Annotated in this window: 15 protein-coding genes and 1 pseudogene; 11 read left to right on the forward strand and 5 right to left on the reverse strand. The window is 72.1% G+C overall.

Annotation, left to right across the window (positions count from 1 at the left end; all coding sequences use genetic code 11):
- Both BM314_RS02095 and BM314_RS02100 read left to right on the forward strand, forming a co-directional pair.
- Positions 1–591: pseudogene (locus tag BM314_RS02095) on the forward strand (sugar transporter); the annotation flags it as partial.
- A 150-nt stretch (positions 592–741) separates the two neighbouring features.
- Positions 742–1,878: a branched-chain amino acid ABC transporter substrate-binding protein gene (locus tag BM314_RS02100; protein WP_091976885.1), complete on the forward strand. Its 1,137-nt coding sequence runs from the start codon at positions 742–744 to the stop codon at positions 1,876–1,878.
- A 24-nt stretch (positions 1,879–1,902) separates the two neighbouring features.
- Here the strand turns inward: BM314_RS02100 and BM314_RS02105 are convergent, their stop codons facing one another.
- Positions 1,903–2,472, reverse strand: a complete 570-nt coding sequence (locus BM314_RS02105; protein WP_091976687.1) for a tyrosine phosphatase family protein — start codon at positions 2,470–2,472, stop codon at positions 1,903–1,905.
- A gap of 147 nt (positions 2,473–2,619) precedes the next feature.
- Here BM314_RS02105 and BM314_RS02110 point away from each other — a divergent pair, with 147 nt between their 5' ends.
- The 7 genes from BM314_RS02110 (at position 2,620) to BM314_RS02140 (ending at position 10,539) form a co-directional block, all read left to right on the forward strand.
- Complete coding sequence (locus BM314_RS02110; RefSeq protein WP_244435295.1) at positions 2,620–3,753, forward strand: TRAP transporter substrate-binding protein; 1,134 nt, start codon at positions 2,620–2,622, stop codon at positions 3,751–3,753.
- Between the two features lie 135 nt (positions 3,754–3,888).
- Positions 3,889–5,301, forward strand: coding sequence for a phosphatase PAP2 family protein (locus BM314_RS02115; RefSeq protein ID WP_091976688.1), 1,413 nt, complete (start codon positions 3,889–3,891; stop codon positions 5,299–5,301).
- Positions 5,302–5,896: 595 nt separating this feature from the next.
- Positions 5,897–7,285, forward strand: coding sequence for a deoxyribodipyrimidine photo-lyase (locus tag BM314_RS02120; RefSeq protein WP_091976690.1), 1,389 nt, complete (start codon positions 5,897–5,899; stop codon positions 7,283–7,285).
- Positions 7,286–7,553: 268 nt separating this feature from the next.
- The gene (locus tag BM314_RS02125; RefSeq protein ID WP_091976691.1) at positions 7,554–7,859 is read left to right on the forward strand and encodes a GCG_CRPN prefix-to-repeats domain-containing protein; all 306 of its coding nucleotides are present in this window, start codon (positions 7,554–7,556) and stop codon (positions 7,857–7,859) included.
- 119 nt (positions 7,860–7,978) lie between these two features.
- A complete protein-coding gene (locus tag BM314_RS02130) occupies positions 7,979–9,358 on the forward strand; it encodes a chloride channel protein (RefSeq protein WP_091976693.1) in 1,380 nt (459 codons plus the stop codon).
- 136 nt (positions 9,359–9,494) lie between these two features.
- Positions 9,495–9,674, forward strand: a complete 180-nt coding sequence (locus tag BM314_RS02135) for a DUF1328 domain-containing protein (RefSeq protein WP_010685332.1) — start codon at positions 9,495–9,497, stop codon at positions 9,672–9,674.
- Between the two features lie 10 nt (positions 9,675–9,684).
- Positions 9,685–10,539, forward strand: coding sequence for an SDR family oxidoreductase (locus BM314_RS02140; RefSeq protein ID WP_091976694.1), 855 nt, complete (start codon positions 9,685–9,687; stop codon positions 10,537–10,539).
- Between the two features lie 27 nt (positions 10,540–10,566).
- Here the strand turns inward: BM314_RS02140 and BM314_RS02145 are convergent, their stop codons facing one another.
- Together BM314_RS02145 and BM314_RS02150 are read right to left on the reverse strand one after the other, a co-directional pair.
- Positions 10,567–10,965: a nuclear transport factor 2 family protein gene (locus BM314_RS02145; RefSeq protein ID WP_091976696.1), complete on the reverse strand. Its 399-nt coding sequence runs from the start codon at positions 10,963–10,965 to the stop codon at positions 10,567–10,569.
- 53 nt (positions 10,966–11,018) lie between these two features.
- A complete protein-coding gene (locus BM314_RS02150; RefSeq protein ID WP_056525714.1) occupies positions 11,019–11,741 on the reverse strand; it encodes an SDR family oxidoreductase in 723 nt (240 codons plus the stop codon).
- Positions 11,742–11,848: 107 nt separating this feature from the next.
- Here BM314_RS02150 and BM314_RS02155 point away from each other — a divergent pair, with 107 nt between their 5' ends.
- Positions 11,849–12,808, forward strand: a complete 960-nt coding sequence (locus BM314_RS02155) for a LysR family transcriptional regulator (RefSeq protein WP_056525717.1) — start codon at positions 11,849–11,851, stop codon at positions 12,806–12,808.
- A gap of 34 nt (positions 12,809–12,842) precedes the next feature.
- On the opposite strand, the gene BM314_RS02160 is transcribed toward BM314_RS02155, so the two are convergent.
- Positions 12,843–13,802 carry a cation diffusion facilitator family transporter gene (locus tag BM314_RS02160; protein ID WP_020092741.1) on the reverse strand — a complete coding sequence of 320 codons (960 nt, stop codon included), beginning with the start codon at positions 13,800–13,802 and terminating at the stop codon, positions 12,843–12,845.
- Between the two features lie 161 nt (positions 13,803–13,963).
- Between BM314_RS02160 and BM314_RS02165 the strand changes: the two genes are divergently transcribed.
- The gene (locus BM314_RS02165; RefSeq protein WP_020092740.1) at positions 13,964–14,401 is read left to right on the forward strand and encodes an HIT family protein; all 438 of its coding nucleotides are present in this window, start codon (positions 13,964–13,966) and stop codon (positions 14,399–14,401) included.
- 16 nt (positions 14,402–14,417) lie between these two features.
- On the opposite strand, the gene BM314_RS02170 is transcribed toward BM314_RS02165, so the two are convergent.
- Positions 14,418–14,828, reverse strand: a complete 411-nt coding sequence (locus BM314_RS02170; RefSeq protein WP_020092739.1) for a PilZ domain-containing protein — start codon at positions 14,826–14,828, stop codon at positions 14,418–14,420.
- Positions 14,829–15,077: the final 249 nt, after the last annotated feature.

Below are 15,077 nucleotides of genomic sequence, written 5' to 3' on the forward strand. Positions count from 1 at the left end.
GGCCACGGCGACCGCATCCTCGACGTCATCGCCGCCGCCGGCGGCAACCGCGCGCCGGTCAACGAGACCTTCGTGCGGCTCTCGCGCGGGCCGGTGACCGCGACCGTGCCGCTGACCACGGTGGTGTCGAACCCGCGTGAGAACATCTACCTGCGGCCCAACGACGTGCTGACGCTCGTGCGCGACCCGCAGACCTTCATCGCGGTGGGCGCGCTGGGCAACAGCACCGAGCTGCCGTTCCAGGCCGACGGCATCACGCTGGCGCAGGCGCTGGCCAAGGCGCGCGGCCTGTCGGACTTCGCCGCCGACCCGGCCGGGACGTTCATCTTCCGGTTCGAGCCGGCCAGCGTCGTGCGCCGGCTCAGCCCCGGCTCGAAGCTGCTCGGCACGCCTCTGGTGCCGGTGGTCTACCGGATCGACATGCGCGATCCCAACAGCCTGTTCGTGTCCCAGGCGTTCCGGATGCGCAACCGCGACCTGATCTACGTGTCGAACGCGCCCTTCACCGAGGTCCAGAAGGTCCTCACCGCCTTCAACGGCGTCACCGGACCGGTCGCCTCCGCCGCGACGGCCTACGCCTACGCCAAGTAGGGGCCAGGTCGTCGACAGGACCGCCGCGGAAAAAAATCGCGTTTCGCCGCGTCCTCGCGTATGGGCACTGGGTGCGGGGCGGGATCGAGGCTACGGAGCCGCATCCGCCGTCGCGCCGACGTGTCGCGCAAGGATGCCCAGAAGAGCCCGATGAAGATCGGACGTTTCGTCCCCGCCCACGGGCCGCTCCGGCCCGCGCTGATCACCCTGAGCCTGTGTCTCGCGCTCCTGCCCGCCACCCAAGCGGTGGCCGACGTGGTGGTCGGCGTCGCGGTTCCGCGGTCTGGTCCCTACGTGGCGGTCGGCGAGCAGGTTCTGCGCGGCGTCGAGGCCGCCGCCCGGGACGCCAACGCCATGGGTGGCCTCGACGGCCAGCCCGTGACCCTCGACGTGCAGGACGACGCCTGCGACTCGAACACCGCCATGGCGGTGGCCAACCACTTCGTCCGGTCGAACGTCCGTCTCGTCGTCGGCCATGTCTGCTCCAACGCCTCCATCGCGGCCTCTGACATCTACGCCCAGAACGGGGTGGTGATGATCACCGCGGCCTCGGTGGCGGCCCGGCTCACCGACCGGGGGCTGCCGAACATCTTCCGGGTCTGCGGCCGCGACGACGACCAGGCGCGCCTGTCCGCCGCCGTGCTGGCCGAGCGGTTCCGCGACCGGAAGATCGCGCTGATCCAGGACCAGACGCCGGCGGCGCGCAGCCTCGCCGCCGCCACCAAGGACAACCTCAACCGCATCGGCGTGAACGAGGCGCTGTTCCTGTCCTTCTCGCCGAGCGACGCCGACGACGCCGCCCTGGTCGACCGCCTCAAGGGCGCGGGGATCGAGGTCGTCTACTACGGCGGCGACGCCGCCGAGATGGGCCGCCTCGTGAAGATCGCGGCGGACCGGGGCTTCCGGCCGCAATGGTTCGGTACCTCGGCCATCGCCACGCCGGACTTCGCCAAGATCGCCGGATCGGCCAGCAACGGCGTGCTGATGACCTTCTACCTCGACCCGAGCCGGCAGCCCGCCGCCGCGGCCGTCGTGAAGGCCTTCAAGGCCGAGGGCGTCGATCCCACGGGCTCGACGATCTACGGGTACGCGGCCATGCAGGCGCTGGTGGCGGCCGGCAACTTCGCCCACTCCACTGAGCCGAGGCCGATCGCGCAGGCCCTGCACACCGAGCGCTTCGATCTCGTGCTCGGCACCGTCGGCTTCGATGCCAAGGGCGACGTCACCGCCCAGGGCTACGTGCTCTACGTGTGGAAGGACGGGAGCTTCACGCCGGCCGGCAAGTGAGGGGCGGACCCCGCACAGGCAACCTCACAAGGTCTCTGCGGCCTCGACCTCCGCGCCGCGGCCGAGGCCGCGCAGCAGCTCTGCCAGATGCGGGCGGACCCGCAATTGCAGGGCGTGCAACCGCCGCACCGCCGCGCTGAGTTCCCCGTCCCGCCCGAGCATCGCGTCGGCGTAGCCGATCATGCGCGCGTTCGGCCAAGCCGGCTCGCGCAGGGCGTGGAGCCGCTCCACCAGTGCGGCGGCGGACGCGTCCGGCTCGGCCTGCGCGAACAGGGTCAGCAGCGCCGCCGTGGAGCGCGACAGGCCGTAATGGCAGTGGACCAGGAGATGGCCGGCCCCGTCGAGCGCCCGCCCGAAATCCAGGATCGCCGCGACGTGCTCCGGCTCGGGCGGGACGAGACCGTCGCCCGGGCCGAGGCAGTCGTGGAACCGGAGGGTCGTGCGGGCATGGACGCCGTAGGCGGTGAAGGCCGCGGGCTCCGGCGTGCCGGGATCGAGCAGCGACAGGACGTGGCTCACGCCGCGCGCGCCGTGGCCGGCCAGTTCCTCCAGGCCGCAGACGGTGTGCAGGGTGACGGCGGGCTCGGTTCGCATCCCGGGCGCCTAGCACGGGCACGATCCGGTTTCGAGGCGCCACGGAACTGCCCGGGCCGCCCGCGGCTTTCGAGAACCGGCACGCACGTGCTACCTGCGACCCCCGATCCGGCCCGGACGGGTCGGACCTGCTCGGACGAGATGCCGTTGGACGAACCTCACCTCGCGCGATCCCCCGCGGCCGGGACGCGGCGCCGCAGCGTGCTGACCGCCGGCCTCGGCGCCGCCGCGGCCCTGACCGGGCCGCTCGCCGCGCCGGCCCGGGCCGAGTCCGCCCCGGAGCTGCGCTGGCGCCTGTCCTCCGCCTACCCGAAGACCCTCGACATCCTGTACGGCGCCCCCGAGGCGCTCAGCCGGATCGTCGCGGAGGCCACCGACGGGCGCTTCCAGATCCAGGTCCAGGGCCCCGGCGAGCCGGTCCCGGCCGAGGGCCTGCTCGACGCCGTGGCCGCCGGCACTGTCGAGATGGGACACGGTCCTGCGACCCTCGGCATGGCCAAGGATCCGACCTTCGCGCTGGCCACCGCGGTGCCCTTCGGCCTCAACGCCCGGGGCGCCGCCGCGTGGTGGCAGGCGGGCGGCGCCGCCGAACTCTTCGCCGAGGTCTTCGCCAAGGCCGGGCTGGTCTGCCTGCCGGGCGGCAACACCGGCGCCCAGATGGGCGGCTGGTTCCGTCGCGAGATCAAGACCCTCGCGGACCTGCAGGGCCTGAAGTTCCGGATCGGCGGCATGGGCGGCCAGGTGCTCGCCAAGTTCGGCGTCCAGCCGCAGGCGGTGCCGGGCCCGGAGATCTACGCGGCCCTGGAGAGCAAGAAGCTCGACGCCGCCGAGTGGATCGGGCCCTACGACGACGAGCGGCTCGGCCTGCAGAAGGTCGCGCCGATCTACCATTATCCCGGCTTCTGGGAGGGCGGCGCCCTGCTGCACTTCTGGTTCAACGCCGAGAAGTGGAAGGCGCTGCCGAAATCCTACCAGGGGATCCTCCGGGCCGCGGCGGCCGAGGTCGGCGCCGACGTCCAGGCCAAGTACGACGCCCGCAACCCGCAGGCCCTGCGCCGGCTGGTGGCCGGGGGCGCGCAGCTTCGGCCGTTCCCCCAGGACGTCATGGAGGCCGCCCTCAAGAACGCCAATGACGTCTACGCCGAGATCGCCGCCAAGAACGCCGATTTCCGCCGTGTCTACGAGGCGATGCGGACCTTCCGCAACGAGGAGTACCTCTGGTTCCAGGTGGCAGAGTACACCTACGACAACTTCATGATCCGCGCCCGGGCGCGGGGCTGAGGCGCGCGCCGCCGCGGGAGGCCGGCGCGGCGCCCCGGGGCGCTTCAAAGATGGGGACGTCGGGGCCGCGCCCGATTGCCACGCGATCGGGAACGGCTCTAGCGTCCGGCACGGCATCGGCGAGGGGAGGGCTGCATGTTCGGGACGCTGCGGGTCGGATTGGCTCTGCTCGGGGCGGCGCTGCCCCTCCAGGCCCTCGCACAGTCGGCCGCCAACCTGTCGGCCCTGCGCGGGCTGGTCCCGGTGGCCCGGCTGCAGATGACGCCCGACGGCAAGGCGGCGCTCGACGCGAACCTGCGGGTCACCGGCGACATCCAGAGCGGCGCGCTGAAACAGCCGCTGCTCCTGCCGTTCCCCGAGCAGCAGCAGCTCGCCCTGCAGGACTGCTTCATCACCGACGGCAACGCCGCCAACCTCGCCGACGGCCTCGGCACCACGCTCGCCCGCGCCTACCACGCCAAGGCGACCTACAGCGACTACAAGACCTTCACCAGCATCGCGCCGGCGGTCGCCAACCTGATCGGCTACACCAACAACGTGACCAAGTCGGATTCGAATTCCGGCAAGTACTTCTTCGCCAACGCCACGACCAACGGCAAGCATCCGGTCTCGGACGAGGCCGCCGCGATCCTGTCGAACGGCGCCGTCACCGACGTGTTCGGCAAGGCCTACGACCGGCCGGCCGGGAGCCCCGGCGCCGACCGCTACGGCAATTCGCGGCCATTCCAGACCCTGCCACGCCTCCTCTCGTATCGCGGCAAGGACTATTTCGGTGACGCGTCCGACAGCCTCGACTGGCTGCGCGGCCCCTCGCAGGACCTCGTGAACAGCCCGTCCTACCCGAGCGGGCACACCACCTACGGCTACACCGAGTCCATGGTGCTCGCGCTGCTCGTGCCCGAGCGCTACCAGCAGATGGTCGCCCGCGCCGCCGAGTACGGCAACGACCGGATCATCGTCGGGGCGCACTACGCCATGGACGTGCTGGGCGGCCGGGCGACCTCGCTGCACGCCCTCGCGCACCTGCTCGCCAACGATCCGGCCTATGTCGGCCAGATCCGGAAGAACCCGGCCGTCCTCGACAAGGCGTCCGCCGAGGCCGACAGGACGGTCGGCGTGACGGATTACCGGGCGCTCCTGACGGAGGCCCGCGCGGCGATGACCGAGGCGCTGAAGGCCGGCTGCGGCGACGCGGTGTCGGCCTGCGCGGCGAAGGATACCGGCCGGTTCAAGGACGCGGCCGCCAACGCCGCCTTCTACGCGGCGACCCAGACCTACGGCCTGCCCGTGGTGCATCCGGACACCGCCGGCCGGCGGGAGGACGTGGGCAAGGTCGCGCCGGAGGCCGGCCACCTGCTGACCGCGGCCTTCCCGGCGCTGACGCTCGACGAGGCCAACGCGATCCTCACCGAGACGCAGGGGCCAGGCGGCGGTTTCCTCGACGACGGCTCGGAATTCGGCGTCTACGCGCGCCTCGACCTCTACACGGCGGGCGGCAAGGCCGCCGCGCTGGCGGCGAGCCGGGCGGGGTCCAGCGCGACGCGCTGACACGCCGTGGCCGAGGGCCTGTCGGATCGCCGGCGGCGCGGATCTCCCAGGGAGGCAGGGCCGCCGGAGAGGGGTCCGTCGCGCTCCGGGCGCCCCGCCTGCGCGGGAAGCGCGCTGCCCCTCAACGCGCCCGTGAAAGGGCCGGACCGGGGCCCGCGCCTGCTCCGGACAGAAAAAAGGCCACTCCCGAAGGAGCGGCCCGAAGTCTAGGGAGGAAACGCCCAAGAAGGGCTGCGGAAGGGCGACGCCATCGCCTTCCCGCGCTGCACAATCTGCGCTCCTCGACGGAAAATTCAAGAGCATCAGGACAGCAGGGCTGTCCTTTCGTGCGCTCGCGCACGCGTCGCTTCCCGCCTGTGTTGAAAATGTCGCAGGCCGTCGAGCGCGATCGAAACCTGCATTGTCGCGGGCGGGACCGATCGATCGCCGTGCAAGTCCCTGATGAGGCGGGGTTTTGGCGGCTGGAGCCGGAGTTCGGCCCGTCGCCTCGACTGCGGCTTTTCATCCGTCCGGTCCGGACGGACGAAAATCCCGCCCGCTCTACCTTCTCCGGCCAAGGTTCCGGCGCGGCGCGCCAAGCAAGGAGCAGGTGAGCATGGCGATCCAGGGCGAACGGATCCGGATCCTCAACGATGTCGAGCCGCGCGAAGACGGCGCCTACGTCCTGTATCTCCTGCAGCAGGCGAACCGGGCGACGTTCAATCCGGCTCTCGAACTCGCCATCAAGGAGGGAAACCGCCTCGATCTGCCGGTCGTCGCCTGCTTCGGCCTGCTGGACGGCGCGAGCGGCTTTCCCGAGGCCAATGCCCGGCACTATGCCTTCCTGCTCCAGGGTCTCGCGGAGGCGAAGGCAGGCCTGGAGAAGCGCGGGATCGGCTTCGTCATGCGCAAGTGCTCGCCCGCCGAGATCGCCATCGCCCTCGCCGAGGACGCCGCGCTCCTCGTGCTCGACCGCGGCTACCTCGCGATCCAGAAGGGCTGGTACCGGGAGATCGCTAAGTCGGTGAAGACGCGGATCGTCCAGGTCGAGGGCGACGTCGTCGTGCCGGTCGAGACGGCCTCGCCGAAGCACGAGTACGCCGCCCGGACGCTGAGGCCGAAGCTGAACCGGCTGTGGGACCCGTTCCTCGCGGCGCTGAAACCCCACCGGGTGAAGCGCGCGGCCGATCGCCTGACGCTGAAGAGCGCGATCGACGTCTCCGATCCGGAGGCCGTGCTGGCCGGCATGACCCTCGACCGGGAGGTCGGCCCGGTGAAGCGCTTCACGGGCGGCGAGACGCAGGCCCGTAAGCGCCTGAAGGCGTTCCTGAAGGACGGGTTCTCGGGCTACGGCGCGGGGCGCAACATGCCGGAGGCGGCCGCCGCCTCGCACATGAGCCCCTACCTGCATTTCGGGCAGATCTCGCCGGTGGAGATCGCCCTGGCGGTGCGGGAGGCCAAGGTCGGCGATGCCGACGACCGCGGCGCCTACCTGGAGGAGCTGATCGTCCGGCGCGAGCTCGCCATGAACCACGTCTTCTACACGGAGGGCTACGACGCCTACGACAGGGCCGTGCCGGACTGGGCGCGCAAGACCCTGGCCGAGCACGCGAAGGACGAGCGCCCCCACGCCTACTCGGAGGCGCAGCTCGCCGCCGGCGAGACCCACGACCGCTACTGGAACGCCGCGATGCGCGAGATGCGCGAGACCGGCTACATGCACAATCAGCTGCGGATGTACTGGGGCAAGAAGATCCTCGAATGGTCCCCGTCGCCCGAGGAGGGCTTCGCGCGGACGCTCCGCCTGAACAACCGCTACTTCCTCGACGGGCGCGATCCGAACTCCTTCACCAACGTCGCCTGGGTGTACGGCCTGCACGACCGGCCCTGGCAGAAGCGCGAGATCTTCGGCACGGTCCGCTATCAGAGCGAGAACTCGCTCAAGAAGTTCGACGCCAAGGCTTATGTGCGGGCGGTGGAGAAGCTCTGCGCCGCCGAGGGCTGAGGCGGGACGGCCGCGCGGCCGCTGGGGCGCTTCGGTATCCTCGCAATCGTCGCACGATGACCGGACCGGGCGGCAGCGTATTGCGACGCTTGTCTCCGCGGAGGCTCAGTCGTCTCGCGCGCACAGGTTCGTGAAGAAACGCTTCCCCGGCCTCGGATGTTTCGAGCCCACTTCCGGCCCGTCGCGGACGGCCGGACATGATCCGGCGACAACTCGGTCGGACCGGGGCTGGATCATCGCGCTGCTCGAAACTGAACGGAGGACGACGATGCGGATGAAGCTGGCAGGCGCAGCACTCCTCGCGCTCGGAACGTTGGCCGCCACGGCCGGTACGGCGGAGGCTGCCCAGGGCTGCGGCCCGGGCTTCCACCGGGGCTGGTCAGGCTGGTGCAAGCCGAACTGGCGCCCCTACGCGTACCGCCCGGTCTACTACGCCCGACCGGTGGCCTACGGCTGGGGCCGTCCCCGGGGCTGGCACCATCGGTGGGGCTGGCGCCACGCGGGCTGGCGTCGCCCCTGGGGCTGGCACCATCACGGCGGCTGGCATCGGGCCGCCTGGCACCACAGGTGGTGATCGGCTGAGCGGCGGGGCCGGCACGCCGGTGCCGGCCCTCGGCCGTCCCGCGCAGGGGGCCTTTCCTTGACCATTGCGCTATAGCGTCCGCTCTCACTGCGCGGACGAGGTGCTCTTTCATGGTCGAGAAGCGGGACGAGGTGCCGGACACGACGGAGGCTCCGCCCCCGCAACGGTCGCGCTACCGCCGCTCGATCATGCGCCTGCGGTCGGCCTCGATGGAGGCCTATCCGCTCTGGCGCGGGCGGCTGCTCTTCCTCGTGGGCGGCATCGGCGTGGGCCTCGCCGCCGTGCTGATGGCCAAGGGCGCCGACCTCGCGCAGGACGGGTTCCGGCGGCTCACCGCGCCGTCGCCGCTGATCGCCCTGGTGCTGACGCCCGCGGGCTTCGCTCTCGCGGCGCTGCTCGCCCTCACGGTCTTCCCGAACTCGCAAGGCTCGGGCATCCCGCAGGTGATCGCCGCCCGCCACGCCCGGGATACCGGCTTCCGCTACTCCCTGATCTCGCCGCGCGTGGCCTTCGGCAAGGTGCTGGTCCTGTTCCTGGGCCTGTTCTGCGGCGCCTCCGCGGGCCGCGAGGGGCCGACCGTGCAGGTCGGCGCCGCGATCATGGCCGCCTTCGGCCGCCTGACCCCGGAGCGCCTGCCCGGGCTGCTCCTCGCGGGCGGCGCGGCCGGGGTCGCTGCGGCCTTCAACACGCCCCTCGCCGGCATCGTGTTCGGCATCGAGGAACTGGGACGCGCCTACGAGGCGCGCTCCTCCGGCCTGATCGTGGCCGGGATCGTGGCCGCGGGCCTGACCTCGCTCGGGCTCCTCGGCAACTATACCTATTTCGGGACGACCGACGCCGCCCTGCCGCTGGCGGCCAGCTGGATCGTGCCGCTGATCGCCGTGGTCGGCGGCCTCGCGGGCGGCCTGTTCAGCCGCCTCGTCATCCTGTTCGCCCGCGGCCTGCCGGGCGCGGCCGGACGGATGATCCGGAAGCGGCCCGTGATCTTCGCGGCGACCTGCGGGCTGTGCGTCGCCCTGTGCGGCCTCGCCTCCGGGGGCGCCGCCTACGGGACCGGCTACGAGGAGGCCAAGGCCATCCTCCACGGCGACGCGACGGCCGGCTGGACCTACGCGCCCCTGAAATTCGCCGCCACCGTGCTCAGCTCGATCAGCGGTATCCCGGGCGGCCTGTTCGCGCCGTCCCTGGCGGTCGGGGCCGGCCTCGGCGGCACGGTCCACGGATTCCTGCCGGGCATGCCCGTCGGCGCCGTCGTGCTGATCGGGATGGTGGCCTACCTGACGGGCGTGCTGCAGGCGCCGATCACCAGCTTCGTCATCGTCACCGAGATGACCCAGAACCACGCGATGGTGATCCCCCTGATGGTCGCGGCGCTCCTGGCCGACGCGGCCTCGAAGGCGATCTGCCGCGGCGGCCTCTACCACACGCTGGCGGAGATCATGCTGGAACGGGCCGACGTGCCGGCGCAGCCCGTGGCGAAGACCGGCTGACCGCGTCCCCGACCGAGCGGCCGGACGCGGGTAAGAATAAAAGCGGACCGGTCCGGAATCCGCGGAACGGTCTCGCTTGGCGTCGGTTGAGGCAGCAGCATCAGGCCCCGCGCCGGGGCGCAGCCGGAGTGACGCCATGACCCTTCTGAAATGGGCCCTCATCTGCTTCGTGATCTCGCTGATCGCCGGCGGTCTCGGCTTCACCGGCATCGCCTCCGGCGCCGGCTCGCTGGCCCGCATCCTGTTCGGCCTGTTCCTGCTCATCGCCATCGTGATCGTGGTCATCGCCTTCGCGGTCGGCCAGGCGGTGTTCTGAGGCCGGCGCGGTGCGCGGCGCGGTCTGCCTCGTCACCGGGGCGACCGGCGGCATCGGCTACGAGACGGCTCTCGGTCTCGCGCGCCTCGGCGCGCGGGTCGCCATGGTCGGCCGGGACAGCGGGAAGCTGCAGGCCTGCGCCGACAGGATCCGCGCCGCGGTGCCCGGCGCCGCCGTGGAGCCGCACCGCGCGGACCTGTCCGCGCAGGCCGAGATCCGCCGGCTCGCCGGAACCCTGCGGGCGGCCTATCCGCGCCTCGACGTGCTGGTGAACAATGCCGGCGCGATCTTCGACCGGCGCACGCTGACCGTCGACGGGATCGAGCGGACCTGGGCGCTCGACCATCTGGGCTACGTGCTCCTGACCCTCGAACTCCTCGACACGCTGAAGGACGCGGCGGCGGCGGGCGGGAAGCCGCGGATCGTCAACGTCGCCTCGGCGGCCCATTACCGGGGGCACATCGACTTCGACGACGTCGAGGGTGCCCGGCGCTACCGGGCGATGGGCGCGTATGCCCAGGCCAAGCTCGCCAACGTGCTGTTCACCTACGCGCTCGCCCGGCGCCTGCGCGACAGCGGCATCACGGCGAACGCCGTCCATCCGGGGGTGGTCAATACCGGCTTCGCCAAGAACACCGGCGGCCTGCTCGGCGCGGCCTGGGCGCTGATGCGGCCGTTGCTGATCACGCCCGAGAAGGGCGCGCGGACCTCCCTCCACGTGGCCAGCGACCCGGGCCTGGACGGGGTCACGGGCCGATACTTCTCCCACGGTCGGCCGAAGGTCTCCTCGGCCGAGAGCCGCGACGAGGCCGTCCAGGAGCGGCTCTGGGCGCTGAGCCTCCGGCAAATGGGCCGGAGCGACTGAAGATCGGAGCGTTCGGTGGCGGCGGTCTCAGGGGGGCGGCGGGTCGAGCAGCACCCAGAGTCGCGCGATCCTGCCGTCCACGATCTCGGCAACGTCCGTCCCGGTGACCGCGACCAGGCCGCCCTCCGGACCGGCTTCCCAGCGCAGCGATCCCACGCCGTGGTGTCCGGCGGCCGTGCCGACGGGCACGAAGCGGAAGGTCGGCCCGAACCGGTCCAGGAGCGCCCCGGCGACCGCGGCGATCGCGGCCCGCCCGCGCACGACGTTGTCCGGCTCGAACAGGGTCGGCTCGGCCACGTAGAGCTCGGCCAGGGCGGCCGCCCGCGCGCCGGCGTCCCGCGCGTTGAAGATCCGCGCGAGATTGGCGCGCAGCAGCCGGTCGTAGTCGGGCTGTGCCGCCGGCGCGGCCTCCGTGCCATCGGACATCGCGCGTCTCCTTCGAAGGGGGTTGTCGGGCGTGCCGCGCGGCGGCCGGCGGCTCATATCAGGCGGCCGCCGCCGTCGATGTGCAGGGTCTCGCCGTTCATGAAGCCGTTGCTCATCAGGAAGACGACGGCGGCACCGGCCTCCTCGGCGGTGCCGAGGCGTCTCTGCGGCAGCCTCTCGGTCAGCCCGGCCACGTAGGCGTCGCGGTGGGCGCCGAGTGTGCGGGCCAGGAGTGGGGTGTCGGTGGTGCCGGGCGAGAGCGCGTTCACCCGCACCGGTGCCAGTTCGAGCGCGAGGCCGCGGGCGAAGGCCTCCATCGCGGCCGACGCCGCCGCCAGCACGGCGGTCCCCTGCGCGCTCGGGCGGTCCGCCAGGGCGCCGGAGATGAGGGTGACCGAGCCGTCCCCGGCGAGCCGGCCGCCGAGGGCGCGCAGGGCATGAATGGCAGCCCAGATTCGCTCGTCGAAGGCCCGCGCGAGGTGCTCGACCTCGGCCTCGAGGACCCTGCCGGCCACGAAGGTCCCGGCCAGCAGCGCGAGGTGGTCGACGCGGGGGATGTCGGCCAGAGCGGTCGCGATCGTCTCGGGCCGCGTCACGTCGGCGGCGCGCCAGCCGGCGAAGCCGTTCTCCGCCGCGGCGCGCTCGGCGCCCACCGCGTGGCGGCCGACGACGACGACCTCCGCGCCCGCCGCCCTGGCCTGGCGGGCGGCCGCGAGGCCTATGCCCGAGGTGCCGCCGAAGACCACGACGGTGCGATCCTGAAGGGTGCTGCTCATGGCGGGAAACCTGGCCGGTCGTCGCCAGCGCGGCGCCGATGGACGGGAGATTGGGCCAGCGACCCCTCCTTGATAATCGGTCCGCTCTTCGCTTCAGTCGTGCCGTCATGGAACAGATCGGCCTCGACCGGCTCACGGGCATCGTCGCCTTCGCCCGCTCCGCCTCCCTCGGCAGCTACTCGGCGGCCGCCCGCTCCCTCGGCATCTCGCCCTCGGCGGTGAGCAAGAGCGTGCAGCGGCTGGAGGCGCGGCTCGGCGTGAGCCTCTTCACCCGGACCACCCGCTCGCTGACCCTGACGCCGGAGGGGCGCGACCTGCAGGAGCGCGCGCTGCGGCTCCTCCGCGAGGCCGAGGCGATCGAGCAGGCCGCGGTCGCGGCACGCTCCGAGCCCGCCGGCACCCTGAAGGTGGCGGCGTCGATCCCGGTCGGCGTCCACCTGCTCGCGCCGGCCCTGCCGCGCTTCCGCGCGCGCCATCCGAAGCTGTCGGTCGACCTGCGCCTGAGCGACCGCTTCGTGGACCTAATCGAGGAGGGCATCGACGTCGCGATCCGGGTCGGCGACCTCGCGGATTCCCGGCTGGTCTCGCGCCGCCTCGCGCCGCACCGGGTCTGTGCCTTCGCGGCCCCGGCCTATCTGGCGCGGCGCGGCACGCCGCGGCATCCAGACGATCTGGTCCACCACGACTGCGTGAACTTCCGCTTCCAGAGCACGGGGCAGGCCCTGCGCTGGCCGTTCCACGTGGGCGGCCGCAGGGTCGAGATCACGCCGGATACCGGCATCGTCGCGGATTTCAGCGACGCGGTGACGGCGGTGCTGGTGGCCGGTGGCGGTATCGGCATCTCGCCGACCTACATCGCCGCCCCGCATGTCGGGCGGGGCGCGCTCATCCCGATCCTGCAGGACTTCGCGGTCGAGCGCTCGGTCTTCACGGCGCTCTGGCCGGAGAGCCGGCGCGGCAGCCCGAACGTGCGGGCGTTCCTCGCTTTCCTCGACGAGGTCTTCCCGTCGCCTGTCCCCTGGGACGGCGTGCTCGCGCCGGCCCCGACGCCCGGTGCGGCCGCCTGACAGAGGTCCGTGCGCGCCGGCGAGGCGGCACCCCTCAGGCCGCCGCCCGGACCTTGTGGTCGCCCTGCTGCTGGATCTCGATGAAGACCCGGGTCACGTCGGGGCTGCGCGCCTTCAGCGCCCGGTCGAGGCGCGTGACGAGGCTCTCGACCTCGCCGGCGCTGAGATCGTCGGTCATGTCGATGCTGAGATTGACCAGGATGTCGGACGGGCCGAGGTGCTGGGTCAGCACCTCGTTGACATGGACCACGCCCGGCTCGCCGCGGACCAGCTCCGCGATCGCCGCTACGACCTCGGGATCGGCCGCCTCGCCGATCAGCAGACCGTGCGTCTCGACCATCAGGAACGCCGCCATGCCGATCAGCACGAGGCCGATGCCGACCGACGCCCAGCCGTCGAGGCTCGGCATCTCTAGGAGGTGGGACAGGGCCACGCCGGCGAGCGCGATCAGCAGGCCGATCAGGGCGGCGGTGTCCTCCGCGAGCACCGTGAACAGGGTCGGGTCCTTGCTGCGCCGGATCGCCCGCACGGCCGAGTGCTTGCCCTTCTCGGCCCAGAACTGGCGCATCGCAACGAAGAACGACGTGCCCTCCGCCGCGATGGCGAAGCCCAGGATCGCGACGTTCACCCAGAGGCCGGGCAGGCGGTAGCCGAACAGCTCGGCATCGACGTCCGGCTCGGGATGGCGGACCCGCTCGATCCCCTCGTAGACGGCGAACAGTCCGCCGCCGAGGAAGATCATCAGCGCGACCACGAAGGCGTAGAAGTAGATCTCGCGCCCGTAGCCGAACGGGTGGCGGGCGTCGGCCGGGCGCTCGGCCCGCTTCATGCCGACGAGGAGCAGCACCTGGTTCGCCGTGTCGACCACCGAGTGCACGCCCTCGGCGAGCATGGCGGTCGAGCCGGTCAGCGCCCCGCCCACGAACTTCGCCGCCGCGATGGCGAGGTTGGCGCCCGCCGCCGCGTAGATCGCTCCCGTGCTCTCGTGCGCCATCCGGAACTCCCTGCGCGGTCTGGGGGACACCGGGCTCTCGGACCCCGGCACGGCGCCGCCGCCGCGGCGATGCAAGCGTCGCGGCGCGCAGGTTGTTCCCGTGTGGACGCGGGCCGGTGCCCCGTGCAACCTGCGGCCGCTCAAGGAGTCCCGGAGGCAGCATGGCCGACGCCCGCTACGATCCCGACAACATCTTCGCCAAGATCCTGCGGGGCGAGATCCCCTGCCACCGCGTCTACGAGGACGCCCACACCCTGGCCTTCATGGACGTGATGCCCCAGGGCGAGGGCCACACGCTGGTGATCCCGAAGGCGCCGGCCCGGGGCCTGCTCGACGCCGACCCGGACTCGCTCGGCGCCCTGATGGCGAGCGTCCAGAAGGTCGCCCGCGCCGTGAAGGCGGCGTTCCGGGCCGAGGGTCTGACCGTGTTCCAGTTCAACGAGCCGGCCGGCGGCCAGACCGTCTTCCACCTGCACGTCCACGTCATCCCACGGCGCGAGGGCGTGCCGCTGAAGCGCCACGAGGGCGGGATGGCCGATAGCGGGGTCCTCGCCGAGCACGCCGCCCGCATCCGCGCGGCGCTCGAGGCTCAGGCCTGACGGTCAGGCCTGAGGATCAGGCCGCGCTCGCCGAGTCGCCCGACTGGGCCATGCTGGCGAGAAGCCGGCGCAGGGCGGCGTTCTCGGTCTCGAGCTCGCTGATGCGCTTCAGCAGCAGGGTCACGGAGGCGTCCGTCGCGGCCGGATCGGGCGAAGCGGGCGCGGTGCCGGCCCGGGCCGGCGCCTCGAAGGTCACGCCGATGCCGTCTTCCCGGCGCCAGCGCAGGGTGGCCCGGTAGGTCCGGTCCTTCTGCGGGATGTAGAGATCGAACGCGTCCGGAAGCGTGGTGGCCTCGCTCATCACGAGGCGCGCGCCCGTGGGGGACATGTCGCGCACCAGGCAGTCGAGGCTCGACGACCCGTTGTTGAAGACGATGCGGCCCTTGAGGAAGACCCTCTGGCGCGCCTCTCTGCGATGCTCCGACATGCGGGCGGCTCCGGACTGCTGACGGTTCCGCGAAACCTGCACGCGAGCCCTTAAGGAATCTTGGTCGCGATCGCCGAGTCGAGGCCCGCTATAGGGCTCGATACCGGTAACGTGCTGCCGCCAAGGCTCCGGAAGAGCGAGTCCGCGCCCCGGGCCGGTCCGATTTACGCGCGACGACTTCGGTTCGTCATTCCGTGGCCGGAGCGGCGACCCGGCAGCGCCGCGCCGATCGTCCCGACGCCGTCCTGC

It is taken from the genome of Methylobacterium sp. 13MFTsu3.1M2 (assembly GCF_900112625.1).
GTDB lineage: Bacteria > Pseudomonadota > Alphaproteobacteria > Rhizobiales > Beijerinckiaceae > Methylobacterium.